This is a genomic window from Pedobacter heparinus DSM 2366 (genome assembly GCF_000023825.1).
Taxonomy (GTDB): domain Bacteria; phylum Bacteroidota; class Bacteroidia; order Sphingobacteriales; family Sphingobacteriaceae; genus Pedobacter; species Pedobacter heparinus.
On record NC_013061.1, the window covers coordinates 4,239,730 to 4,263,531 of the forward strand.

At 42.1% G+C, this 23,802-nt stretch carries 21 protein-coding genes and 1 tRNA gene; 4 read left to right on the forward strand and 18 right to left on the reverse strand.

Annotated elements, in window-relative coordinates:
• Positions 1–117: 117 nt before the first annotated feature.
• Complete coding sequence (locus tag PHEP_RS17720; protein ID WP_015809362.1) at positions 118–1,560, reverse strand: LptF/LptG family permease; 1,443 nt, start codon at positions 1,558–1,560, stop codon at positions 118–120.
• 30 nt (positions 1,561–1,590) lie between these two features.
• Positions 1,591–1,971 carry an START-like domain-containing protein gene (locus PHEP_RS17725; protein WP_015809363.1) on the reverse strand — a complete coding sequence of 127 codons (381 nt, stop codon included), beginning with the start codon at positions 1,969–1,971 and terminating at the stop codon, positions 1,591–1,593.
• A gap of 104 nt (positions 1,972–2,075) precedes the next feature.
• Between PHEP_RS17725 and PHEP_RS17730 the strand changes: the two genes are divergently transcribed.
• Positions 2,076–2,149 (forward strand) — tRNA-Met (locus PHEP_RS17730).
• A gap of 283 nt (positions 2,150–2,432) precedes the next feature.
• Here the strand turns inward: PHEP_RS17730 and PHEP_RS17735 are convergent.
• From PHEP_RS17735 to PHEP_RS17810, 16 genes are all read right to left on the reverse strand, one after another.
• Positions 2,433–3,311 (reverse strand): aldo/keto reductase, encoded by an 879-nt coding sequence (locus PHEP_RS17735; protein WP_015809364.1) that lies wholly within the window; start codon positions 3,309–3,311, stop codon positions 2,433–2,435.
• Positions 3,312–3,323: 12 nt separating this feature from the next.
• Positions 3,324–4,631, reverse strand: a complete 1,308-nt coding sequence (locus PHEP_RS17740) for an aspartate aminotransferase family protein (protein WP_015809365.1) — start codon at positions 4,629–4,631, stop codon at positions 3,324–3,326.
• Between the two features lie 33 nt (positions 4,632–4,664).
• Complete coding sequence (locus tag PHEP_RS17745) at positions 4,665–5,933, reverse strand: spinster family MFS transporter (protein WP_015809366.1); 1,269 nt, start codon at positions 5,931–5,933, stop codon at positions 4,665–4,667.
• 27 nt (positions 5,934–5,960) lie between these two features.
• The gene (locus tag PHEP_RS17750; RefSeq protein WP_015809367.1) at positions 5,961–6,749 is read right to left on the reverse strand and encodes an SDR family oxidoreductase; all 789 of its coding nucleotides are present in this window, start codon (positions 6,747–6,749) and stop codon (positions 5,961–5,963) included.
• Positions 6,750–6,761: 12 nt separating this feature from the next.
• Positions 6,762–7,703 carry an aldo/keto reductase gene (locus tag PHEP_RS17755; RefSeq protein ID WP_015809368.1) on the reverse strand — a complete coding sequence of 314 codons (942 nt, stop codon included), beginning with the start codon at positions 7,701–7,703 and terminating at the stop codon, positions 6,762–6,764.
• A 10-nt stretch (positions 7,704–7,713) separates the two neighbouring features.
• Positions 7,714–8,742 (reverse strand): hypothetical protein, encoded by a 1,029-nt coding sequence (locus tag PHEP_RS17760; RefSeq protein ID WP_041534523.1) that lies wholly within the window; start codon positions 8,740–8,742, stop codon positions 7,714–7,716.
• Between the two features lie 66 nt (positions 8,743–8,808).
• Positions 8,809–9,615 carry an SMP-30/gluconolactonase/LRE family protein gene (locus tag PHEP_RS17765; RefSeq protein ID WP_015809370.1) on the reverse strand — a complete coding sequence of 269 codons (807 nt, stop codon included), beginning with the start codon at positions 9,613–9,615 and terminating at the stop codon, positions 8,809–8,811.
• Between the two features lie 19 nt (positions 9,616–9,634).
• Positions 9,635–11,101 (reverse strand): M81 family metallopeptidase, encoded by a 1,467-nt coding sequence (locus PHEP_RS17770; protein ID WP_015809371.1) that lies wholly within the window; start codon positions 11,099–11,101, stop codon positions 9,635–9,637.
• 3 nt (positions 11,102–11,104) lie between these two features.
• A complete protein-coding gene (locus tag PHEP_RS17775; protein WP_015809372.1) occupies positions 11,105–11,485 on the reverse strand; it encodes a RidA family protein in 381 nt (126 codons plus the stop codon).
• 9 nt (positions 11,486–11,494) lie between these two features.
• On the reverse strand, positions 11,495–12,421 hold the full coding sequence (locus PHEP_RS17780; protein ID WP_015809373.1) for a dihydrodipicolinate synthase family protein: 927 nt from the start codon (positions 12,419–12,421) through the stop codon (positions 11,495–11,497).
• Positions 12,421–13,521, reverse strand: a complete 1,101-nt coding sequence (locus tag PHEP_RS17785) for a pyridoxal-phosphate dependent enzyme (RefSeq protein WP_162141668.1) — start codon at positions 13,519–13,521, stop codon at positions 12,421–12,423. The genes PHEP_RS17780 and PHEP_RS17785 overlap by 1 nt, the downstream gene beginning before the upstream one ends.
• A gap of 1 nt (position 13,522) precedes the next feature.
• Positions 13,523–14,338 (reverse strand): SDR family NAD(P)-dependent oxidoreductase, encoded by an 816-nt coding sequence (locus PHEP_RS17790; protein WP_015809375.1) that lies wholly within the window; start codon positions 14,336–14,338, stop codon positions 13,523–13,525.
• Positions 14,328–15,263 (reverse strand): succinylglutamate desuccinylase/aspartoacylase family protein, encoded by a 936-nt coding sequence (locus PHEP_RS17795; RefSeq protein ID WP_015809376.1) that lies wholly within the window; start codon positions 15,261–15,263, stop codon positions 14,328–14,330. Before PHEP_RS17795 ends, PHEP_RS17790 begins: the two co-directional genes overlap by 11 nt.
• Entirely contained in the window at positions 15,253–16,404 is a 1,152-nt protein-coding gene (locus tag PHEP_RS17800) for a sialidase family protein (protein ID WP_015809377.1), read from the reverse strand. Before PHEP_RS17800 ends, PHEP_RS17795 begins: the two co-directional genes overlap by 11 nt.
• Positions 16,405–16,433: 29 nt before the next feature.
• Positions 16,434–17,903, reverse strand: a complete 1,470-nt coding sequence (locus PHEP_RS17805) for a RagB/SusD family nutrient uptake outer membrane protein (protein WP_036674241.1) — start codon at positions 17,901–17,903, stop codon at positions 16,434–16,436.
• Between the two features lie 23 nt (positions 17,904–17,926).
• Positions 17,927–21,106 carry a SusC/RagA family TonB-linked outer membrane protein gene (locus tag PHEP_RS17810; RefSeq protein ID WP_015809379.1) on the reverse strand — a complete coding sequence of 1,060 codons (3,180 nt, stop codon included), beginning with the start codon at positions 21,104–21,106 and terminating at the stop codon, positions 17,927–17,929.
• Positions 21,107–21,228: 122 nt separating this feature from the next.
• Between PHEP_RS17810 and PHEP_RS17815 the strand changes: the two genes are divergently transcribed.
• From PHEP_RS17815 to PHEP_RS17825, 3 genes are all read left to right on the forward strand, one after another.
• Entirely contained in the window at positions 21,229–21,951 is a 723-nt protein-coding gene (locus PHEP_RS17815) for a FadR/GntR family transcriptional regulator (protein ID WP_015809380.1), read from the forward strand.
• A gap of 244 nt (positions 21,952–22,195) precedes the next feature.
• Positions 22,196–23,056, forward strand: coding sequence for a dihydrodipicolinate synthase family protein (locus PHEP_RS17820; RefSeq protein ID WP_015809381.1), 861 nt, complete (start codon positions 22,196–22,198; stop codon positions 23,054–23,056).
• Between the two features lie 17 nt (positions 23,057–23,073).
• Entirely contained in the window at positions 23,074–23,799 is a 726-nt protein-coding gene (locus tag PHEP_RS17825; RefSeq protein ID WP_015809382.1) for an SGNH/GDSL hydrolase family protein, read from the forward strand.
• The last annotated feature ends 3 nt before the right edge of the window (positions 23,800–23,802 follow it).

Below are 23,802 nucleotides of genomic sequence, written 5' to 3' on the forward strand. Positions count from 1 at the left end.
TCAACCTTCAAATCATCGATTTGAAGGTTCATTTAAATTACAATACAAAGTTACAACCTTCAAAGACAATTTTATGTCTTAAATATCATAAATAAGTAATGAATAAATTATACCTGCTTAAACCTTTTCCGCAGACACTTTTGACTTATTCTTTTTAAAGAAATTGATAATGAGCTGCTTAAAATAATTTACATCAAATAAGGCCGAATCTACGGTTGCTTTATAGGTTAAAAATGCACCCAAAGGAGATAAAATAATAAATGCAAGCCACATTCCGAAAAAGGGGGTTAGTGAGCCCTGGGTTGCCGACTTCTCTGAAACTGTAGCAATAATATGGTAAAAAAGGAAAAATACAATGGCCATTACAACAGGCAAACCCAGTCCCCCTTTTCTAATAATGGCCCCTAGCGGTGCCCCAATAAAGAACAGCAACAAACACGAAGCCGCCAGGGTAAACTTCTTCTGGAATTCAATCTCTACCTTTATAATGTTCCTTACACGGTCTGCATGGTCCTGAAGTCGGCCTGATGTAGTTTGCAAAATAGAATTTGCCTGATCCAGGGCATTTTGAAGAACGGTTAAGCGTTGAGCTTTAGGGATCGTGTTCAATACAGTTCCTTCAATTTTTTTTGCTTTGATTTTAACTTTTGTATAGCCTTTGGTATAATTATTCTGTTTGTAATAACTGCTCAGATTTAACGCAGCAAACTTGTTTACACTATCCAGTTCCCGAGTTAGTGAATCCTTCTTTTTTGTGAGCCCCTTTAGGTTAAGCATTTGCGTATTCCCTCTAAAACCCTCTTCATCGGTACGGTTCATCTTAAAACTGGATATGTCAAACTTCTGGTCAGTTTCTTTAAACCGCATCCTGGTTAATTCCTGTCTTGGGTTATAGGAAGAACTTTTACCATTTGATTCCTCATATCTTACTCCATCATGTAAAGTTAGCAGCAGATAATCATCATTTTTTGACATCTTCCCACTCTTCGCAATGATGATCTTTGCAATTCCGTTGTTGCTGGTATGGTCATAGATCATTACATTGTGTAAAGAGATGCCATCACTTCCCTTCTTGTCTACCCGAATGGAATATCCCGGGATGCTATTGTTAAAGACTCCCTCTTTAATTAAAAAAGACAGTTTTTTATTCCTGATATCCCACAATAAAGAACCAAACTTTAGATTTGCTTTTGGCAACATGTATTCAGAAAACAGAAAAGAACTGATGGCCAGAAAAATAATGAGTACCAGCAGGGGCATCATGGCTTTTTGTAAAGATACCCCCGCCGATTTGATGGCGACCAGCTCATAGTTCTCTCCTAGCGTGCCAAATGTCATGATAGAAGATAATAATATTGAAAGTGGAAGTGCCATTGAAACATTTGCAGCAGATGCATAATACATCAATTCCAGTATTACGTACCACTCAAAGCCCTTTCCAATCAAGTCGTCAACGTACTTAAATAAAAAAAGCATTAATAAAATAAACATCACTATAAAAAAAGTGACGAAGAAGGGCCTTATAAATGCTTTGACAAGTAGTAAATGAATCTTTTTCAATATACAAATGTAGGCAAAGCCAGCGAAAATTTAAGCACCTAATACACTATGGAGATAGTTGATCTGGTTATCCCAGATTTGTGTACGTTCGGCAAGCGTATCATCGGTAGCAAAATCGGTGATGGCCAGTGCCACATCATTGGTCAGTTCGTCCTGAACAATTTCCATTTCAAAATAACAATGCGGTTCATCATCAACCCATTTAAATTTAACCAGCTTATTTTCTTTTATGCTTAACAACTTTGCTTTTTGTATTTCATCATCCCATGTAAATGTATATACCTGATCACGGAAAATTACATCGTCGGCAAACCATTGCGATAAGCCATTGGGCTCACTGATAAAGCTAAATAAAATACGTGGAGACGATCTCAATTCATATTCTAAGGTAAATTTTTTCTTTTCTGACATCGTTAAGCACTTATATCCTGAATTTTTTAGACTATTTTTAACATTTGTTTCTAAAGAAAAGTAATTTATTCTATATTTGCAACTCTTTACAAAAAAGACCTACCGGCGGGGTAGCTCAGATGGTTAGAGCGCAGGATTCATAACCCTGAGGTCGGCAGTTCGATCCTGCTCCCCGCTACTGATAAAAGCTCACTAAAAAGTGGGCTTTTATTGTTTTAAGGGTCTTTTAGAAGCTCTTACGCGTATGCTCAAATAAAGCTTTTCAGAATATTTACAGCAGTCTGAAAACAGATGAGACAGTTGCCGAGCACCCCCACACAACTTGTTCCAAATACGCCGGGCTTTAAACATAATATTATCAATACCTCATAAAATTCTCTATATTTTGGCAGAAACAATAGGGCAAAAATTTAACGATATTTATAAGAACTGATGGGGATGTAAAAGTATCTTCAGTGAAATCAAGTGTCTAATGCCTGAAAAATATCTTTGTCATAAAACCCTTGTGCAATAAAAGCCTTTTCAACTTGTTCCCACGATCGTCCTCCTACCAGAGCATATTTAACTCCTGATTGATGTAAAGCCCATGACATAGCGATATGCTCCATACTATAACCAGTAAGAAGAGAAACTTTTCTAAGGCATTCACATTTTTTTAATGCCTGATCAGTAAAATATATTTTCTGATGTCCGGGGACTACCCTGAAACGAGAGTCATCCGGCATGCTGTTTGTATATTTTCCAGTAAGAAAACCAGCACCAAGTGGACTGTATGTAACAATATCTATTTGATTTACATTACAAACATCCATTAACTTTTTAGTTAAATCGCTAACAGCAAGATTATGATTATTCTGAATATATTTAAATGACATCAGGCCATTTAATTGCTGCAATTGAATCACTTCTTCCAGCTGGTCTGCAGTAAAATTACTGGCACCAAGCGCATTTGCTTTCCCTTGTTTTACACATTGATCAAGCGTCCTTAACACCTCCAAATTTTTAACAGAGCCATCCCAGGAGTGGAGGTAAAATATGTCCAGGGTATCCTTTTCTAAACGATTAAGGCTTTCGTCTATTGACTTGAGAATACTTTGAGCAGAGTAAGGTGGTGAAACTTTTGTAGCCACCCGCACCTGGCTTTGGTCTGGCTGCCGCGAAGCCAGCCAGCTGCCTATAATAGATTCAGATGCCCCATGATGATAAGCTGCAGCGGTATCAAAAAGTTTAATGCCTCTACCCAGCGCATAATCCATCATACTAAAAGCACTCAGCCGATCGATTTCTCGCCCAAAAGTTACACAGCCTAATCCAATATCAACTCTTCTATCCCCAATCATCCTTAAAAAACATTAATGCATTTCCTTAAGTACTTTTTGAGCTTTATGCAATGCAAATTCTATATCCTCCTCCCGATGTGCTGCACTGATATACCATAACCCACGACCAATAATCCTTACCCCCTCATTGTGCATACCAGAAATGAATTTTCCTAATTTTAAGCGATCAGATTGAAGTGTATCCCGATAATCCTTTATCTGATCCAACTGCGTAAAAGCAATGCTAAACATAGGCCCAGGTCCCTGGACAAGTAATTGCTTACCTGTATCTTTCGCCGCTTTACACAAGCCTTCCATTAACCTCTCACCCAGCAAAAACATATTTTCATATGGATCTTCGCGTTCCAGCACCTGAATTGTAGCCAATGCCGCTGCTATAGAGGCATTTCCCGAATTCATGGTACCAGCATGAATTACGCGTGAATCGGCAATTAAACGCATCCATTCATTTTTTCCAGCCACCACACTAATTGGATAACCGCTCCCCATTGCTTTCGCAAAAATAGACAGGTCCGGACTGATATTAAAATAACGCTGTGCACCACCTAGCGATAGTCGAAAGCCAGTGATCACCTCATCAAAAATAAGCGCTATCCCAAATCTGTCGCAAAGATCCCGCATACACTGTAAAAACCCATTATCTGCAACGATACAGCCATTATTACACATCACCGGCTCGGTAATAATTGCAGCCAGTTCATGGTGATGTTGCTCAACAGTTGCGATCAATAACTCAGGATCGTTCCAGGGGATGATCAAAAATTCTTCCCGGGCACGGGCTGGCAGGCCTTCAGACCAGGGATATACCTCTGGATTTTCCCTGCTGCCTAAAAATCCATCAGGACCGGCAGATATGCCCCAACTTACATTGTCCAGCCAACCATGATAATGTCCCTCAAAACGCAGAAACTTTTGTTTACCTGTTTTAGCTCTGGCCACGCGAAATGCCGTTTGAACAGCTTCAGAACCATCTAAACAAAACCTCATCAGCTCAGCGGAAGGAATGAGCTCCTGGATTTTTTCAGCCAATTCCAGCTCGCGAATGTGTTGCCCTGCAAAAAGCTGCCCTAGCTCCGAATAATCATTTATCGCGTGCAGTACTTCCGGATGGGAATGTCCCAGAATGAGTGGCCCCTGGCTTAAAGTAAAATCAAGATACTCGTTCCCATCCGCATCATAAACCTTAGCTCCCCTTCCATGGGTATAGAACAGTGCATGTGGATGATTATACTTTCTGAACTCTGAGGAAACACCTCCGGCCAATACCTTTTTTGCCCTCGCTAATAAAGCGCCAGATTCGATATATTTCTTATTTTCCATTGATATAAAATTTCAAATTATGTTGTCAAGTATTTATTGATTTTCGCCTGAGTTTATTTGTTTTGGCCTCGCCATAAACAAAAGAGCCGCGCATATCAGCATCGTTAAGGCAGCAAACTGATATACACTGCTCAGGTTTACATTCGAATCGCGTAAGGCACCTCCGGCAAATAAGCCTATTCCACCAACAATACAGCTAAACATATTAAAGATACCGTAACCCGTGGCGCGGTAACGATCGTCCACAACCATACAAAGTATCGGCATCATATTGGTGTCGCAAAATGCCCTGGTTAACGCATAAAACACGAAGAATAAAATCGCGAGCGACAATACCGTAGTGCTGCTTGCAAAAAAAATACAGGGTGCGGATATACAGAGACCAATAAGCGGCACATAAATTCGTGCCCGGGGATTTACTCTGGCCCATTTGTCTGCCAGATAGCCACCTAGCAATACACCCACCAATGAAGCAGGATACAGATAGCCAGTGGCATAAAGACCTGCAAGCGCCTGCGACAGGTCAAAATGTTCCTTATAATAAGTGGGAAGCCAGCCCATAACACTCCAGCTAACCACACCAAGCAAACTCCAGTAAGCCAACAGGATATTAAATGCTTTACCTGTAAACAATGCCTTAATACCCTGAAAGAAACTAACATTTGTATTTATCGCTGCCAGCGGCTTTGACATTACCTCGCTGCTCTTTGGCACATCTCTTAAGATGAACAATAGAACAAACGTATATACGATTCCGGCACCCCCTAAAATAGTAAATGCAGTGGTCCAGGCATACTTTTCAGCAATCCAGCCACCCAAAAACCCCAGACTCTGGCCAATCATAATACCTGCCATATGAAAACCCGTTGCCAGCGACCTGGTTGGCCCTCGGTGGTAATCCGTAATTAAAGCCAGGGCAGCAGGAATATAACAGGCTTCACTGATTCCCATTAATGCTCTAGTTGCCAGCAACTGATCAAAAGTTGTGGCATGCGAAGTGAGCCAGGTTACTGCCGACCACACAAACAAACTCAGCATAATTACCAGGCTCCTGTTAAACCTGTCCGCCAGGTAGCCCGCCACCGGACTTGCAAAACCATATACCCATAAAAACACGGATGTTAACAGCCCAAACTGAGCATCAGTCATGGGAAGGTCTTCTATAATGGACGAGCGCATGGTCGTAATAACAGTACGATCCAGATAGTTTAAACATCCCACTATGCATAACAACGCTACAACCAGCCATGCCCTTGACGGCAATTTAGATTCCTTACCTGTTATTTCTGTTGCTATATTCATGTATTTATTACTTAAAAAAAATTAACACTACCAACTTGTCCAACCACCGTCTACCAGCAAATTATGCCCTGTTATATACGCCGAGGCTTCTGAAGCCAGAAAAATGACAGGGCCTTTGATGTCATCATCTTCCGCAAACCTCCCCAGTGGGGTCAGCTTCTTATAGTTCTCTACAAATTCGTTTTGTCCAATAAGTTCCGCCACCCCAGGGCCATACCCCCCCGGACTGATGCAATTGGCTCTGATATTAAACTTGCCATAAAAATTTGCAAGCCATTTAGTAAAACCAACCATTCCCCATTTATCATAGGTGTAGTTTAAAGGACTTGTCATCCCTGTATCGCCATAAACTCCAAAGTTTGGCCCCACAACTCCCTGTATAGAGCCAATGTTGATAATGTTACCAGAGCCCCGCGCTTTCATTTCCAAAACCACCGCTTGGGTTATTAGCATTAGTCCCGTGGAGTTGATTTGCTGCGAACATTCCCATTCTGTTTTGCTCACCTCCTCTAAATCTTTAAACCCCTCCCTGGATACCGCATTGTTTACCAGTATATCTATTTGTCCATGCCTTTCGATGATCTTTTTTGTAAAATCCCGAATGCTTTGTTCGTCCGCCATATCCAGGAACATTCCCTCCGCTTTTAAGCCTTGTAGCCTAAGCGTCATTGCATAGGCATCGCATTTTTCCAGATCGCGAGAAGCCACAAGGACCAACGCGCCAGCTTCAGCCAGTGCTAATGAAATAGGCTTCCCATACAATCCCGCACCACCTGTTACGATGGCCACTTTGCCATCCAGCTTAAATATTTTCATCTTAATTATGATTTAATTGCTCCAAAGTCCTGGTGTAATCATCACTTCTGGCACATCCGTAAATAATTCATTAATTGATTTTTTAACCTCATCCGGAATAGGCATTGCCCTTAAAAGCTCAACATTTTCCTCTACCTGTTTGGCACTTACTGCTCCAAATACGATACTGGTAATCCCTTCCAGTCCGTTTACATAAGAAAAAGCCAATTCTGCTACACTCCTATCCGCTTGCAAGGCAAGTTCCTTAAGCTTATCTATATAGGGACCCGCAGCAGCCAATTTGCCTTTTAAATTTTCTTTTGGTACAAAGAACAATCCCTGTAAAAATACACTACGTGCAAATACAATCTTTTTTTTCAATTGCATACGTGCCAACAGTCCATTAACAACTATTCGCTGGTCAAATACATTTACCGGCACCTGTATGGCGTCCATCACGGGGTGCTGAAGGAATTCTTCCGCCTCATCCGGATGGTTTACCGAAATCCCTGCCAGGTCAATAAGCCCATCCTCTTTCAAACTTTCAAAAATTTCAGGCAATACCCTCATTACCTGGCCCATTGGCTCATCCATCGTCTTATGTAGTAAGCAAACCGGGATACGCTCAAGCCCAAGGAAATGTAATGACGACTTAACACTGTCGTATACCTGAGCCCTTACCTTATCCGGATTTAACAAATTCTCTTTACCAATTCTAAATTTTGTAACCAGGTTCACCTGAGCTGTATTTGCTGTACGCTTTAAAAAATCACCGATCAACAGCTCTGCATCACCATAATCCCTTGCTGTATCTATAGTATTAATCCCTAAGCTTAAAGCTGTAGCAAGTATATCTGAACTATCAGATTTTCCGGGCTTACCTTTATTGTTAGATATGCCATAATCCAGGCCTAACGCTACCGTCCCCAAAGCCAGTTTCGAAAATTTATAACCTCTTAATTCCTGATATTCCATAACTATCCTTCTATTTCAACTCATAAATTTTATTGGTCCTTATCCCAGGTTTTATTTCCCCGCTAATGTAAAGCCATCGCCCGTTCCAGTTTACAACAGGCAAAGTAACAGGAGCAGCAATTCCCAGTTTTTTACCTGCATATTTCCAGGTATCGCTATTAAGGTTATACAACTGCACATCGGCCGATATTCCAGGATGTGAAAGCGGATCAGTATGCAAAGAGGTTAACGCATCAACACCACCCCAAAACACTACGTCACCATTTTCCAATACGGGTAATGGACTACCACCGGCTGACAGCCCTTTAGGCATACGAGAAAGTGTAGTCCAGGTCCCGGTCCATCTTCCATCCACCTTTTTTGGTTTAAAGCTGTAGGCATCATCCAGGATAAGCCGGTAATGTTGACTTAAGGAATTAATCCCAGTAGTTTCTCCGCCAAACAAATAAAACATACCACCATACACAGCACATAGAGGTAACATCCGTTCCCTTCCTGGCCAGGATGGCAATGCAGACCATCCACTGTCAATCGCTTCAAGATCCAGCACATAACACTGTTTACCTGCCCTGCCTGTAGCAGAGCTATTCCCCCCGGCAAGGATGATTAGCTGGCCAACAAGTGTTCCTGCCATATTGGCTAGGGGAACAGGCAATTGCGGATAATGGACCATTTTTAATCTGCCATCCGTCCATTCATATCCATATACTTTGTCCGAAAATCCTGCTGCATGGTTACCACCCACAATTATAAATTGATTTTTATAGCTGACAGTTATTCCATAACCAAGTGGAGATGGTAGTTTATCAGCCAGCTTTACCCAGTCCTTGCCTTCCTGAAACATGTAGATTTCATCATACCACTTCTTTTTACCGCCTTCCCAGGGTCGTTTATCAGGAAAATTGGCACCGCCAAGGCAAAATAACCTTCCATTGCTAACCCCGGCAAACATTCCTGCATAGCCCTCGGAATCGGGTAAAGATGTAAGCTCACTGAACACCGGCATAACCTGGGCTTTTGAATTTATAGTAGTCAACATTATATTTCCCAATAAGAATAAATAAATAGATAGCAGTTTCATTGACGATTGATCATGTGAAAAAAGTTAAAAAAGTATTTTAAACAACCCTCCGGGGCCAGGTTCACCAAATCCTCCGGTTACCAGCAGACTTTTATCATTTAAAAAACAAACGTTACTGGTTAAGGGCATCCCCGATTCGATGGAACTCTCCAAAAGCCCTTTTGCCGAAAGTATTTGAACAGCCTGCATACCGTAATGCGCCACCAGGAGTTCGCCATTCTTCCCTAAAGCCAATCCGTCTGGCAGGTTTTTTTGTGGATCTCCCGAAACATGTACAGGTAGATCCGCAAAAACCTCATACCCCCCATCTTCCAGACCAGGTATTTTCAGTTTTATTTTTATAATTCTGTTGCGGTAGCTTTCTGCTACATATAAGTATCGTTCATCATGCGACAATACCAACCCATTGGGATAATCAAGATTAGCGATCAGGACCTTTTGTTCTCCCCCTATGCCAATAAAAAAGACCTTACCTGTATGCCTTACCGAATCAGTAAAATATAAATTACCTTCGCTATCTACAACCAGATCATTAGGTGTAAAAATACGTTCATCTGCGCAAAAACCTTTAATTTCATTTCTTAAGAAAGTTCCCGCTGCATTAAACCTCAGCACCGCGCTCAGCTCACTGTCACAAATCAGATGATCACCATCAGGTAAAATAAACTGTCCATTCGGACATGCACATCTCGCCCATTCAACAAATTTGTTTCGGTTATCCACTTTCAAAACCAATCCTCCGTTAAGGGTGGTACAATAAAAATCCCCACGTCTGTCCACAACCGGTCCCTCAGTATAAAAAGGTAAATCAGCAATTTTAATACGCTCCATTTCTATATCTTTATTTTTTTCAAATCTCTTCAAAAGGAAATATAGGCCTCCTTCTGTTCATATAATTAAAACGGGTCATATCTGCACAGGTAACCCCCGGTGTATTAACCTGTAGCAAAGTCTTGCAAACTGTAGCATAAGCGGCAATTGGCGCATTTACCCCTTTAGCAACAAGCACATCAAACTCCTCAGGCATTATGTTAAAACTGGTCAATTGCTTCAAACTAAAAGGAGGAACACGCAGGGAAGTCAGCATTATTGTATTTCCTGCGGATGTAACTACGAGAGCAATTTTACCCATATCAAAATTAACCTGCCCCCCATGCCGGGGCACAGTTTCCTTAAACTTTCCATCGCCAGTATAAAGTAATTTTACCCGGCTGGTATAGTTCATTGTTAAATCCTCATGATCTCCTGTAACCATCTCAAAAGTATCTCCCACAGCATGCCGGGTTGCAAGCTGCACTGCTGTAGGATCACAAAGACATATAAATGATCTGATCTTACCCCTAGCTTCCAACGCTTTCAGCAAATAGGCGCTGTTTCCTGGGGCTCCTCCTCCCACATTATCTCCCATATCGAGTAGTAAAACAGGTTTTTCACTCTTTTCAATCCTCGGCAATAAATCCTCTATATCTTGTTTAAGCCCAAAAAATTCTTGTTTATGTACCATCATATAAGCTTCGAGCGTTTTACCGGTGCCTATGGCCAGCTGTTCGTCGTCATCAGTAACCACAATGATAGAAGAACCCATTTCTTCCACATCTGCATAAGGAAAGCCCAACATGATACTGACCGACAAAATACCTTGCTGCCGGCTAAGCACATCAGCCAAAGCATATAAACTTTTACATGGCGCTTTGCCCGTAAACTGCTGCTCTATACTTATGGCCATCGGTAGCTGAATTAAGTGCTGAAGGGGTCTTATTTTTTTCTTCAGCGTACTTACCAATAATTTTGCGGCCAAACGCCCAGTTTCCCGCTGGTCGATGTGCGGATTGGTCTTATATGCAACCAATGCATTGGTTGATGCAATCATCTGATCACTCACATTACCATGTGGATCAAGCGTTCCAATAATGGGAATGCCATCGCCCAACTTTTCCCGGACAAGGCTTAACCAATGCCCATCCATATCCCGAAATGATTCGGATACCCCGGCTCCATGCGGAACCACCAGGCATCCATCCACCGGAAGCGCACTATCCAATGCTGTAAACAACTCCTGCAACAAAATCTCGTAAGTAACCGTCGAAACTATACCCCCTGGTGTTGCTTCCGCATACATCACCGGAACAATCTCAATACCTTCCTGTTCCAGCACTTCGATCATGCCACCCAGTTCATGAAACGCACCACGGTATTCATTCAGCAAAGCTTCGCCCTTCATCCAGTGTCCTTCTCTAAACTGACGAAGCGTTGTAGGTTCTTTTACAAACGTATTGGATTCGTGGGTAATCCCCATCACGGCTACTTTTAATCTCATCTGTTACTTTTTATCGTAGGCTACCACATCCACTTCAAACTTTAACAACTCACCCAGACACCCAATTAAAGTTGTCCTTGCGGGATAAGGCTCGCCAAAAAATTCTTTATAAATGGCATTAAATTCTGCAAGGTATTCTTCCTTACCTACATAGTTCCTTACCTGAACAACGTCTTCAAATCCAAGTCCCGCAGCCTGCAAAATGAGCCTCAGATTTTCAAAGGACCTCCTGCATTCAGCAGCAAAGGAATCCTTAACAATGTTGCCAGCCTTATCTACTGAAGCCTGTCCTGAGATAAACACAAAATCACCACACTTTAAACCGGGCGAAAAAGGCAGGAAGCTTTGGGGTACGTTAGTCCCCCTGATCACTTTTTTTTCCATGATAATGCTTTATAAATTAGGTTTAACTTTATTTTTAAAATCATCCAGGCCATTTACCATGGCCAATATTTCATCATCGCTCCATGGTAATGCCGGGGCCAGCAATGGTGCTTTTGGATCTCCGATGGTAATGCCATACTTAAGTTGCATAGCCCTATTAAAAAACGGCCATATCACTGGAATTATCTTTTCAATCAGGTTCTGCAAATACAGCATAAACGCTATCCCTAAAGTAACATTACCATTTAAAAACTCCTGCCTGACATATTTACAGGTGCTTCCGGCCAGGTTATAAGTTGTACCGATTGCTCCAGCTGTACCGCACATAGCCGCCTGGCACAACAACTCGTCCGCACCACTAAAGAGTTTCCATGTACCAACCGATTTATGGTAAATAGAACTGATATCCAGCAAATTGGCAGTTGTTAGCTTTAAACCTCTGATATTCGGGATCTGCATCAGCTGTTTAACCATTTCGTCATTCATAATGGCGTTACCAATCTGGTAAGGAAAGAAGGGAAGATCAGTAGCACCCGCAATCTTTGTGTAATGTGCAATACCCATCGCAGCAGATGCAGCATAATAAATAGGGCCAACCGAAGAAATGCCATCTGCTCCATGCTGAGCAGCATGTTTTGCAAGCCTTACCGATTCGTCGGTGCTCAATGCACCTACCTGAACCATAACAGGTAGACGTTTATTGTTGATTTCAAGCGCTAATGCCGCAATTTCTTTTCTTTGCTGCTCATTAAAAAGAAAGCCCTGGCCTGTAGAGCCCAATAGATAAAGTCCATCTACCCCTTCTGCAATAAGCATTTCTATTAACTTTTCAAGCTCCCCCGGAACCAGTTTCCCATCTGCATCTACAGGACTGAACATCGCAGGCCATACCCCTCCGAAAATACTGTTGTCATGATTTATCATTGTGTTTTTCATTAAATTTTTCCTTTTTTCATCTTTTCAATCCAAACTGCAAAAGCTGCTTTATCAATTGCTTCCAAAGCAGGTAGACTAAATTGTTTTTCTACCGTTAACATATCTTTAAAACCGCTGCCCGTAACCAGACAAACGACTTGTTCTCCATCCGCTACTTCTCCTTTTTCAACTGCAAGTGCTAGCCCCGCAAGTGCTACAGCACCTGCCGGCTCACAAAATATACCCTCCTGCTGGGCCATTTTTTTATGCCAGTTAAACACCTCGGTGTCTGTTACAGCATATCCTGTCCCGCCAAGTGAACGACAAGCTGTAATTACCTCATTGCCGTCTAACACATTTGGCACCTGCAAGCCACTGACGGCTGTGGTAGAACGTGCTCTTTGAACGGCAACATTCTCTTTATTTCTCAGCGGACCAGCCATCGTATCGTTACCTTCGGGCTGGACACAATGCACTCTGGGCAAACCAGAAAGCTGATATCTATGTCCATATTCCATTACGCCTTTGGCCAAAGACAAAGTCAGCCCACCTCCCCCTGCCGGACAGAAAATATGCCGAACAGCATTGGCGGTTTGTTCAAATATTTCATATGCTATGGTTTGAACCCCCTGCATTCCTTCCGGACAATAGCAATATGCACTTACGGGTAAGGGCAGATCTAAAGAAAGTGCGAAGCTGTTCAGTAAAGAAAAAACTTCAGCACTTAGTTCGGGATCCTTGCCAAAATCTTTTACCATGAACATAGACGCTCCATACACCTGCATCTGCTTAATCTTCGCATCAGGAGCCCCGTCAACCACGGTTATTATGCATCTGATATTGGCCGCGGCACAATAAGCCGCTAACGCCGCACCCGTATTGCCACTGGATGTTGCTATACAAAGATCCTGTTTCCGACTTTTCATCATACTTACAAAAGCGGAAGCAAAACGGTCCTTGTAGGAACCTGTTGGATTAAGGTTTTCCAACTTAAAATACAAGTCTGGTATGCCCAGCGCCGGGCCTATGGATCTGGACTTAACAAGAGGAGTTTGCCCCTCGCCCATGCTGATACGATTGGCCTTACTTAACAGCGGTAAAAAAGGTTGATACTTCCACATGTTAATATTCTTTTGGGAATTGAATTTTTTTAATGGCATAACTGCTCATATTGTGCTTAAACCCACCGTCAATAAGCAAGGTTGTTCCGCTGATAAAGGCAGCATTTTCCGCACTCAGCCAAAAAATAGCTTCTGCTACTTCTGCGGCTGTACCACCCCTGGCAAGTGGCGTCATGTCTATCATTTGGGCAGTCATTGTATTGCTGATGTTTGCTCCCTCCGGATCCAGGTAGTCACTGCTCAGTTCAGTTTCAATAAAACCCGGCTGTACCCCAACAACCCTGATGTTACTTCTTCCGTAAGTAACGGCCAGCTCATAGGTTAAGCTATCCAGTGCGCCTTTTGCAGCAATATAGGCCGGACTACTTCCTCCTGCCCTGGCAGACATCACACTCGATACGTTGATAATTACACCGCCCTCCTGTATACGCTCCATAATTTCTGCACACTGCCGCGACAAAAATGCCGGTGCAGTCAGGCAAACCTTTAGGGTCCTTTCCCATACCGCTCTGCTCATCGTCCGCATGGTTTCCAAAGTACGCCAGGCAGCATTATTGATCAATACATCCACACGTCCCCATTTTGCTACGGTCTGTTCTACAATTAAATTTAAGAAATCTCCTTCCGCCAGATCACCAGCGCAAACCAGGCATTCTGTGTCATAAAGTGCAGCGAGTTCCCCGGCCACAGCCTCCAGTGCCATGTGCTCCAGATCAACTAAAACCAGTCTGCATCCTTTTTCTGCAAATTTCAGGGCTGTTGCACGTCCAATGCCACCTGAAGCCCCCGTTAAAATTACAACGCTGTTATTTTCCATTGATGATCAATTTTCCTGATGCTGAAACCGGCAGTATGCCCCCCAGCGCTTCTCCTTCTTTTACATAGGCAGCATCCCTTACGAAAAGTGCAATTCCCGCTTCAGCTACTATAATTTCAGTTCGCTGATGCGTAACCGGATTAACTACATTGCCCCACAACTGCCCTTTGTTTACATTTGCACCGACTACAGTTGCTGCTATAAAAATGCCTGATGCCGGGGAGGGAAACTTGCCTTGCAGGTATCCACCACCTGGTGTATAATCTTCTACCCAGTACTTTAAGCAGGAGGAATTCTCGCCCTCCAGCTTGATCATAGAAAGGCTGTTCAGTACGTTCAGGCATCCTTCCTTAAGCAGTGCAGCAATTTCCTCTTTCACACTATTCCCGCCCCCGTATTCTATATAGATTGCAGGAACATTTGCATCCCTGGCAATGGATAACGTTCTGCCATCCGGCGAGCCTTCCGTGCCCCAGATCAGTGGCAAATTAAATGCCCTGGCCATATTCCGTTGTTCTTCCAGTACTGCTGCAACCGGATGTAACATATAACCCGCTAATGGATAAATATTAAATAACTTACCCCCCGTATGCAGGTCTATGTAATAGTCAGCCTGTTGAATATGACTACTGATCATGGCTGCTGCAGTTTCTGAACTACTCCCATCTGCCCGTCCCGGACAAATCCTGGCCAGGTCAAGACCATCTTCTCCGTAGCGGCTGTTTGTCTGATAAGCAGTAGCATTTACTACCGGAATAAGGGTTACACTTCCAGCTCGCAATAGCGATGAAACTTCCGTAGCCAGCTCCATAACCGCAAGCATTGGCTCGTACTCGTCACCATGTACCCCTGCAGATATCAATACCCCCGGCCCCGGTAGCCCGGAGTCGATAAAAATGATCTGTTTATGGTCTTTATTTTCCATATACCCAATCCAGGCTTAAACGTTTAATATCTGTCACGGTTAAGTGCGAAAATCTGGGCTGCACCCCGCTACAATAGCTTAAAAGCACATGCTTACCTGAAAAACAGATCGCGATATAGCAGTACCATCCATTCGGATCATCCTCTACCGTTTTAATATTTTGCCAGGTTTTCCCCTCATCTTTTGAAATGGCCACATTAAGGGGTGTCCTTTTTCCCTTAATCAGCGGGTTGTCGCCCCCGTTATTGTTCCAAACCAATATCAGGTCGCCTGTCAACGGAATCCTTTTAATAGAAGCCGGAGAAACAGGTGATTTAATCGTAGAAGGCTGCGCAGGGCTCCAACTTTGTCCCTTGTTTTTTGAATAGGACAAATACTGGACTCCCGCATCTGTCCTGATGAACATTAAAACATTTCCGTTTTTCAGTTCCACCACACCAGGCTCCTGTGTCACCACCCCATCTGGATTGGCCACCTGCTGCCCCGGCTTCCAGGTTTTTCCATTATCGTCCGAGTAATAACTCCATAAAGTACCGCTGTTAGACCATTTGGCTTGTTCTGGAGTCTGGTGCAATGCTACCGCCAAAAGTATCCTCCCACTTTTTAATTGAATTACCCGACTGTTGTTCAGCACAAAATAGCCCTTTTTATCTGTAATGCAGGCTATTGGATCAGTCCAGGTTTTAGCTTCATCACTTGAAAAACGAACCATAGGTATACAGTCGGAAGTAGAATTCTTTTTCAGGTAGAACAAAGCGATTTTCCCATTTTTTAACCTCAATAGAGAAACAGACATTACGTTCATCGTACCTTCCTTTTCTACGATTACCCTATCGCTATTGGTCCAGGTTTTTCCACCATCAGCAGAATAGCGGGCCGCCAGGAAAGCCGAAGCATGATCACTGGAAGATGTTCCCGTATAATGACTATATACAAACATGACCCGCCCATCCTTTAAAGTCAAAAAATCCCCTTCACTGTTTCGGGGGTTATCCTGCCCGGGATTTAAAGTAAGAACCGTTTCCTTTCCCGGGCCTGTTTGTGCCAGCAGGTTACCGGCCAGTCCAAAAAATAACATACATAACAGACATGCAGCACCTAAACTGAAGCCGGTAAACGGGTGTTTTTTTTCTTTTTTCATTAGAGAAGTTTTATAACAATTAAAAAATATTATTTATAACCTGGGTTTTGTTTTACTTTTGGTTCCAGGCTTAAAGTAGTTTCCGAAATGGGGAATAACAGCAAATCATTCTGTCCGGCCCTATCCACAAGTGAAGGAATCTTTTCAAATGCCTTTCCAAACCTCACAAGGTCCCACCACCTCTTCCCTTCAAATGCGAGTTCCAAGAGCCTTTCTTTTAAGATGGCCTCATCGTTTTGCACATCAGTTCCCCTGACAAAAAAATGGTCATTGTATTTGGCCCCATAAGCCCGTTTCCTAACCAGATTGATCTCATCACTCGGATCTTGCCCCAATGCATTTTTTACCTCAGCCTTCATCAGCAGGATATCCGCATACCGGTACAAGATCACATCATCCAGAAATTGTCTGGCACCTCCTATCACCGTTCCCTTAAACTTATAAACGATAGAGCCATAATAAGTACCTGTAGTAGTATAAATTTCAATAAACGAAGGTTGCTTGCGTAAGTCATCAGCAGTAAACTGTGCCCTTACACCATTGGAAACCGTCCAGTAAGGATTGCCCCCAAATGCACCAATTAAAGCTTTAGTTGCTGCGTCTGTATTATTGGTCATAAAAGCGCTCGACATGTACATATCTGAAAAAATGGTCGATGTTGCCTCAACATCCTGAAAGCGCACCGCCATAAGAATTTCCCTATTCCCCTTATTTCCATAATCAAATATGCTGGCATAATTGTCAAGCAATCCAACATCTCCGGCTTGTGCATCGTTAAGTGCAGCTAAGGCAACGTTTAGATCGGGTCTGCCTCCATTCTCCCTCTTTGCTGTCCACAAATAAACATCCGCTTTTAGTGCATTTGCAGCCGGCTTTGACCAGATGCTCCTGCCCGGACTGAACGTGTTTGCTGAATAAAGATTTAAAGCTGCATCCAGATCCTGTTTTATAAATTTAAACAGCTCGATCTTCGAGGTTCTTTCCTTCTGAATAGCATCGGCACTAAATCCCTCAATCGGTTCCGTTACCAGGGGCAGATCACCCCAGGTTTTCACCATAGTAAAATACACATAGGCGCGCATGGTATATGCCTGCGCCAAAATGGCATTCTTACTGGCCTCAGAACTGAATTTAATTCCAGGCACATACTTCAGCAACAAATTGGCATCATGAACAACGGTATACATGCCCTGCCAGGTAGGACCAGAATTGGTTCTGTCCAAGGCATTGTCATAGTAATAATTGTATCCGTTTAATGCGGCAAGACTACGGTTCATGACCTCACTTCTAGCTTCTCCCCATAAAAAAAGATTATTTTGCGCCTGTCCCCTAAACCTTACATACATACCATACAATCCTCCGTTGGCATCATTTTCTGTTTTCCAGAAAGAAGCATTTGAAATCTGACTAACGGGATCAAGGTTCAAATCCTTGGTACAGGATAACATTGAACAGGAAATAATTAGCGAGAACAGCGATATTCTATATAAATTTTTCATGATTATCTCAGTTAAAGAATGAATTAAAATGTAATGTTTGCTCCGAAGATGATGTTTCTGGGAATTGGATATCTGCCCCGGTCATCTCCCCCCTCTTCAGGATTCAGTCCTTTAAATTTGGTGAAATAATGAAGATTGCTACCTGTAGCATTTAGCCTCAGGTTCGCTATTTTTATTTTCTTCAAAAATTCCGGAGAGAAATTATAACTGAGTGTGACTTCCCTTAAAGCCAGGAAGTCACCCGCTTCGTAATATGCTGAATTACCCCTGAATAAATTATTTTGCGCCTGTTGGTCAGCCCAATAAATTCTCGGAATATCTGTCTGCTGTCCCTGGGTTTGCCAGGATCGGAGGACATCAGAAACAAAACCGTTTTCTCCAACAAACTGCCCTATCATCATTGCCCGGGTATAGTTATAAATGGTATGCCCCGTGGTATAATCCATTCTCACATATAGATCGAAATTTCTATAGGTCATGGTACTGGCCATCCCACCAGTCCATTTTGGATAAATATTACCCACAAACACACGGTCCCTTTCATCTATTACCCCATTATTATCTGCATCTTGCCAATTTACGTCACCACCAAATTTTGTTTTGGCTGTCCCTACCACCAACATGTCTTTCGGGCCTCTTTGGGCTTCGGCATCTGTGGCATAGATACCTAGTTGCTTATAAGCATATAAATCACCAATCTCTCCGCCCTCCTGCAACCCTCCTAACCAAGCGTAATCGTTTCTGGATGAATCCCAAACATATACACCCCCAATGCGATTGTTCTCTATACCATTGTTTGGAAGTTTAAGTATTTTATTCTTAACCCTGGACGCATTTAAAGACAAAATCCATTGAAAATCAGACTTTTCAGGAAGAATCTTCGCACTCAGCTCTAGTTCTATACCTTTGTTCTGGAGGCTACCTAAATTGGTTAACACACTGGCAAAGCCCGTAGATTGTGGCAAACTGAAATTGGTCAGCAGGTTATCCGTCCTGCGTCTGTAATAATCAAACAATATATTAATTCTGTTATTTAATACCCCAAGATCAAATCCCACATCGAAGGTCTTTGATTGCTCCCAACGCAAATCTGCATTAGCCAGCGTTGTATTTTGAACTGCGGCTATTCCATTGTATTGAGCACCTACACTATACTGCCCTTGCGACTGGTAAGGGCCCAAACCACTGATGTTTCCATTTACGCCATAACTTCCACGTAGTTTCAGCGTGAATAAACGTTCAGGCAATGCAGTCCAAAAATCTTCTTTATGAATATTCCAACCTACAGATACCCCCGGAAAAAGACCCCATTTGTGCGTAGTCCCCAGGTTAGAGGCCCCGTCGTACCTGGCGTTTAGTGAAAGCAGGTATTTCTCTTTATAATCATAATTAATTCTAGAAAAGTAGCCCAAAATCAATTGGTTAGTTTCATCACCACCAACCGATACGGGTACGGCAGAAGCATTTAAAGTTGGGATCAGATCCGTAGATGCCCCCCTTCCGCTTGCATTTAATCCCGCAGTCGTTCTCCAGAAAGCAGAAAAACCAATTTTCGCTTCTAAATGGTGTGCATCTTTAAGGTTTTTTTTATAAGTAAAAACCGCATCCGCCTGTTCCTGAATCTGTTTGGCATAACTACCGGTGGCGTTTCTTGAATTCACCAGTTGCCCTGGTCCGTTAAGGTAAGCCTTTTGAAAAAAACGTCCGTCCGAGGTAATTTTATATAAAGAGATTTGCGGGTCAAAACTTAGCCCCGGCAAGATATCAAAATGTGCACCTGTAACCATCGTCAGATTTTCCAGGCTGTTTTTCAAGTCCTGTGTATTAAAAAAATACTCCAGGTTACCTAAACTTGAATTTAAACCAGGGGCTAGTGTTCCATCCTCAAATTTATATTTAGTGGTTGCCGGTATAGTCGCAGATCTGGCAAATACATTACTCACATTACTTCCGGCATCCGTAACTGTCCTTCCGGAGGAATTGGAGTACATCACCCTGCCAAAGATCTTAAGCTTTTCGTTTACCTTAAAATCACCATTTAAATTAAATGAAAGTCGTTTATAATCCGTAAAAATGGCAATCCCCTCATTAGACTGGTATCCAAGGCTCGCACTGAAAGTAGCTTTATCAGTCCCTCCCGAGCCCGACAAGGTATGGTTGTTAGAAAGCGCCGTCCGATAAACAACATCCTGAAAATCTGTATTTTTAAAAATAATAGTTTTAGTAGGGTCTATCGGATCAGGCATACTTTCCCAACCCTCATTGAGTTTATATCGGTTCGCATCAGATAAATACTGTGGTGTAAATGCCGTATTATTGGTAAGGTCATTACCGGTACCCGCACTACTGGCAAGACCAAGTTTTGTCAACTGGCTGGGATCGGCAGTACCTCTTGCCCCAATTCCTAACCTTTGAAAATAAATATAATCTCTGGCAGATACCATATCGTAGCCTTTCCCAAGATCAGAAATGGTAAGATCATAATTATAATTAATCCTGGCTATACCGGATTTACCTGATTTAGTTACCAGGATCACTACTCCATTTGAACCTCTGGCCCCATAAATAGCAGTAGCCGCCGCATCTTTCAGCACCTGCATAGATTCTATATCCTGTGAATTGATATCATTTATATTTGATTTGATTACCCCATCTACAATATAAAGTGGTGCGGCACCATTCGGATTATTAATAGAGGTTCCGCCTCTGATTACCACACGGGAAGCATCTCCGGGTTGCCCCGAGGTACTTTGCACCCGAACACCTGACAGGGTTCCCTGCATGGCAGATGTTAAATTGGCATAAGGCACGTTTTCAAGCACCTTATTATCCAGCTTTGTCACCGACGTGGTAACTGTCTCTCGAGATTGAGAACCGTAACCAATTACCAATACTTCCTTTAGTGCCGCCATCTGCTCAGTAAGTACAACGTCAATTGTCCTTTTTCCAGACACCTGGATTTCCTGGCTTTCCATGCCGATAAATGAAAATACCAGCACTGCACTGGCATCAGGTACACTAATACTATAAGTACCAGACGAAGTTGTAGTTACTCCAGTGGTAGTACCCTTTAGCTTGATACTTACACCAGGCAGAACACCTCCCTGTGTATCTTTAACAGTTCCGGAAACCGGAACCTGAGCGTATCCTTTAAAGAAAGGAAAGAGAATTAATGGCAACCAACAGAGTAAAAGCTTTTTCATAATAATTGGTTTAGTGATTACACGATTTTTTTAAATATGTCTTACATATTACAATAATACAAATTATACCAGAATATCCAAACGATATTAAAAAAAGTATTACATATTAATTTTCAACAGGAATGATTACATTTGGACAAAAATTGAAATTGAAAAAGATAGCCACTCCAAAAATAAGACCCGTTGAAAATCTGACACAAGTTGACAAGATCGAGATCAATCTTCAGGAATATTTTAAAAATGGAAATTTCTCTCCAGGCGATGCTATTCCTAAAGAAACAGAACTGGCATTGGCCATGCATGTTAGCCGTACCGCTATCAGAGAAGCATTATCCAGGTTTAAAATCTTAGGTATAATTGAGTCCCGTAAAAATAGAGGCATGATCATTACACGTCCGGATATTCTAACCAATATGCAAAGGGTAATGGATCCTAAATTACTGGATGGCGAAACTATGAAAGAAATCTTTGAAATGAGATTAGTTATCGAAATGGGCCTTGCAGATATACTTTTTCTTAGAAAAACTGAAGCCAACCTGGTTAAGCTGGAAGAGATTGTAGCTAAAGAAGAGCAAACGGACAATAAAATTGAAAGGTTAAAATATGATGTGGAGTTCCATTCCATGCTATATGAAATATCAGAAAACGAGACCATTCAGCGCTTTCAGAAAATGCTATTACCCATTTTCGAATATGTAGATAATGGCTTACATATAAAGAGTCAGGTTCAGGATGCAGAATATGCCTCTCACAGGGTCTTGCTAAATGTCCTGAAGAACGGCACACCGGAAGAATTTAGAAACAAAATGCGGAAACACCTGTACAACTATTTCGAGAAAGTATAGCATAACACACTTTCATAAAAGACAGCTACTGTAAAGAGTAGCTGTCTTTTTTTTGCCTTGGCAAAATTCTGATGCCATTAATTATACTGATCTGTAAATTTTATAAATTAAATATGTATTACTTATTAAAATTTATATATTTACACTACAATCAAATGTAAACTGTCAAAAAGTAGATGAGTTAAAGCTGAAAAATTACTCCTGTAGTAAAGAAACTTATACGACATATATATAAAATAACCAAATGAGCTCAGAAAAACTTGAAGGTGTAATTATAGCCATTCCTACCCCACTTACAAAAGAAGAAAATATTGATGTCTGTTCTCTTAAAAACCTGCTCGAATATTGTGTAGGTGAAGGAGCAAACGGGATTATGATCCTCGGTACCATGGGCGAAGGTGCCGCCTTATTAGACAAGGAAAGAAAGACTTTAATCAATACCACAGTGGAACAAGTTGGAGGCAGAATCCCTATTTTAGCGACTGCTTCTGCAGTTTCTACCAGAAAGACCATTCAGCAAGCCATTGAAATTGACCGTAGTGGCGTAGACTATATTGTATGTACCAGTCCCTTTTACTATAAATATCCAGATCCGGAAAGTTTGTTAACACATATGGAAAGGATCGACGACGCTGTTGAAAGGCCATTGATATTTTACAATGCGCCAATATTTACCGGCAACCCTGTTAGCACAGACCTATTGGAGAAGATCCTGAACATGAAAAATGTGGTGGGTATAAAAGATTCCAGTTGCAACTATTCAAATTTTGTCCAGTTGCTAAGAAACTATCCTGACAAAAACCAAAGACCAGGAACCATTATGCAGGGAGATGAATCTGTATTCGATTCCAGTCTGCTATTTGGTGCTGATGGTATTATTTCTGGTGGAGGCGTCGCATTTATCAGACTGCTAAAGCAACTCTACACTGCGGCTATCACTAACGACAGATTAAACGCAATGAAACATCAGAATAATTTTACAACCCAATTACTTGAACTATTGTCACCAAATCCCCAGCGCAACTGGGTTTACAGCATTAAGAAACGACTCGCTGACGAAAATATAATAACCAATCCCTATGTAACCGCACCTTTTTTAAGCTAACCCTTAACCTCAAAGCGATGGTAAGAACTGAATCCCATTGTGTAAAAAAGATCCGTTTCAGTATCTCATTATTACTGATAGCCACTATTTGGACCAATTCACAGGCACAAGACACCTTAAAAATTGTGGCTTTTGGTAATTCGACCACTGCCCCCAGAAAAACTGTCAGCAAAGTGTATGCTGTCAGGCTTCAGGATACCTTATCACAGCTGGGCATAGCTTCTTGTGTAATCAATGCCGGTGTACCTGGTAGCCATTCCGGCTACATAAAAGACAATAACCTCCACAGGGTAGCTCATGGAATGGATAGATTTGAAAAAGATGTATTGACCAACGCACCCAGCTGGTTAGTCATCAGTTTCGGGATCAACGATGCCTGGCAGGATAATGGTAAGGAAAGCCCTTCCCGGCTATCTATAGAACAATACTGCAACAACCTCTCCTATTTTATTGACCAGGCAAAGAAAAGTAAGATCAAGCCCATCCTGATGACGCCGAACCCAATTGGAAAAAAATATGAAAGCTGGCGCCATAAAAGGTTAAAAAAATACATGAAGGCAACCAAACGCCTGGCTAAGCAACAAGAAATACCCCTGGTGGATGTATGGGCCTTGTTTTATAAAAATGCTTTTCATCAAACTGATGGCGTAGACGTCTTGTTGCTTGATGGCATGCACCCCAATGATGCAGGGCAGAAAATAATGTCTGATGCATTGATAAAAATCATTAATCAACAAAAATAACAT

Excerpts from the sequence above, each read along its gene's own strand:
- PHEP_RS17725 (WP_015809363.1), bottom strand. The coding sequence starts at position 1,971 with ATGTCAGAAAAGAAAAAATTTACCTTAGAATATGAATTGAGATCGTCT.
- PHEP_RS17735 (WP_015809364.1), bottom strand. The coding sequence starts at position 3,311 with ATGATTGGGGATAGAAGAGTTGATATTGGATTAGGCTGTGTAACTTTT.
- PHEP_RS17740 (WP_015809365.1), bottom strand. The coding sequence starts at position 4,631 with ATGGAAAATAAGAAATATATCGAATCTGGCGCTTTATTAGCGAGGGCA.
- PHEP_RS17745 (WP_015809366.1), bottom strand. The coding sequence starts at position 5,933 with ATGAATATAGCAACAGAAATAACAGGTAAGGAATCTAAATTGCCGTCA.
- PHEP_RS17750 (WP_015809367.1), bottom strand. The coding sequence starts at position 6,749 with ATGAAAATATTTAAGCTGGATGGCAAAGTGGCCATCGTAACAGGTGGT.
- PHEP_RS17755 (WP_015809368.1), bottom strand. The coding sequence starts at position 7,703 with ATGGAATATCAGGAATTAAGAGGTTATAAATTTTCGAAACTGGCTTTG.
- PHEP_RS17760 (WP_041534523.1), bottom strand. The coding sequence starts at position 8,742 with ATGTTGACTACTATAAATTCAAAAGCCCAGGTTATGCCGGTGTTCAGT.
- PHEP_RS17765 (WP_015809370.1), bottom strand. The coding sequence starts at position 9,615 with ATGGAGCGTATTAAAATTGCTGATTTACCTTTTTATACTGAGGGACCG.
- PHEP_RS17770 (WP_015809371.1), bottom strand. The coding sequence starts at position 11,101 with ATGAGATTAAAAGTAGCCGTGATGGGGATTACCCACGAATCCAATACG.
- PHEP_RS17775 (WP_015809372.1), bottom strand. The coding sequence starts at position 11,485 with ATGGAAAAAAAAGTGATCAGGGGGACTAACGTACCCCAAAGCTTCCTG.
- PHEP_RS17780 (WP_015809373.1), bottom strand. The coding sequence starts at position 12,421 with ATGAAAAACACAATGATAAATCATGACAACAGTATTTTCGGAGGGGTA.
- PHEP_RS17785 (WP_162141668.1), bottom strand. The coding sequence starts at position 13,521 with ATGTGGAAGTATCAACCTTTTTTACCGCTGTTAAGTAAGGCCAATCGT.
- PHEP_RS17790 (WP_015809375.1), bottom strand. The coding sequence starts at position 14,338 with ATGGAAAATAACAGCGTTGTAATTTTAACGGGGGCTTCAGGTGGCATT.
- PHEP_RS17795 (WP_015809376.1), bottom strand. The coding sequence starts at position 15,263 with ATGGAAAATAAAGACCATAAACAGATCATTTTTATCGACTCCGGGCTA.
- PHEP_RS17800 (WP_015809377.1), bottom strand. The coding sequence starts at position 16,404 with ATGAAAAAAGAAAAAAAACACCCGTTTACCGGCTTCAGTTTAGGTGCT.
- PHEP_RS17805 (WP_036674241.1), bottom strand. The coding sequence starts at position 17,903 with ATGAAAAATTTATATAGAATATCGCTGTTCTCGCTAATTATTTCCTGT.
- PHEP_RS17810 (WP_015809379.1), bottom strand. The coding sequence starts at position 21,106 with ATGAAAAAGCTTTTACTCTGTTGGTTGCCATTAATTCTCTTTCCTTTC.
- PHEP_RS17815 (WP_015809380.1), top strand. The coding sequence starts at position 21,229 with ATGATTACATTTGGACAAAAATTGAAATTGAAAAAGATAGCCACTCCA.
- PHEP_RS17820 (WP_015809381.1), top strand. The coding sequence starts at position 22,196 with ATGAGCTCAGAAAAACTTGAAGGTGTAATTATAGCCATTCCTACCCCA.
- PHEP_RS17825 (WP_015809382.1), top strand. The coding sequence starts at position 23,074 with ATGGTAAGAACTGAATCCCATTGTGTAAAAAAGATCCGTTTCAGTATC.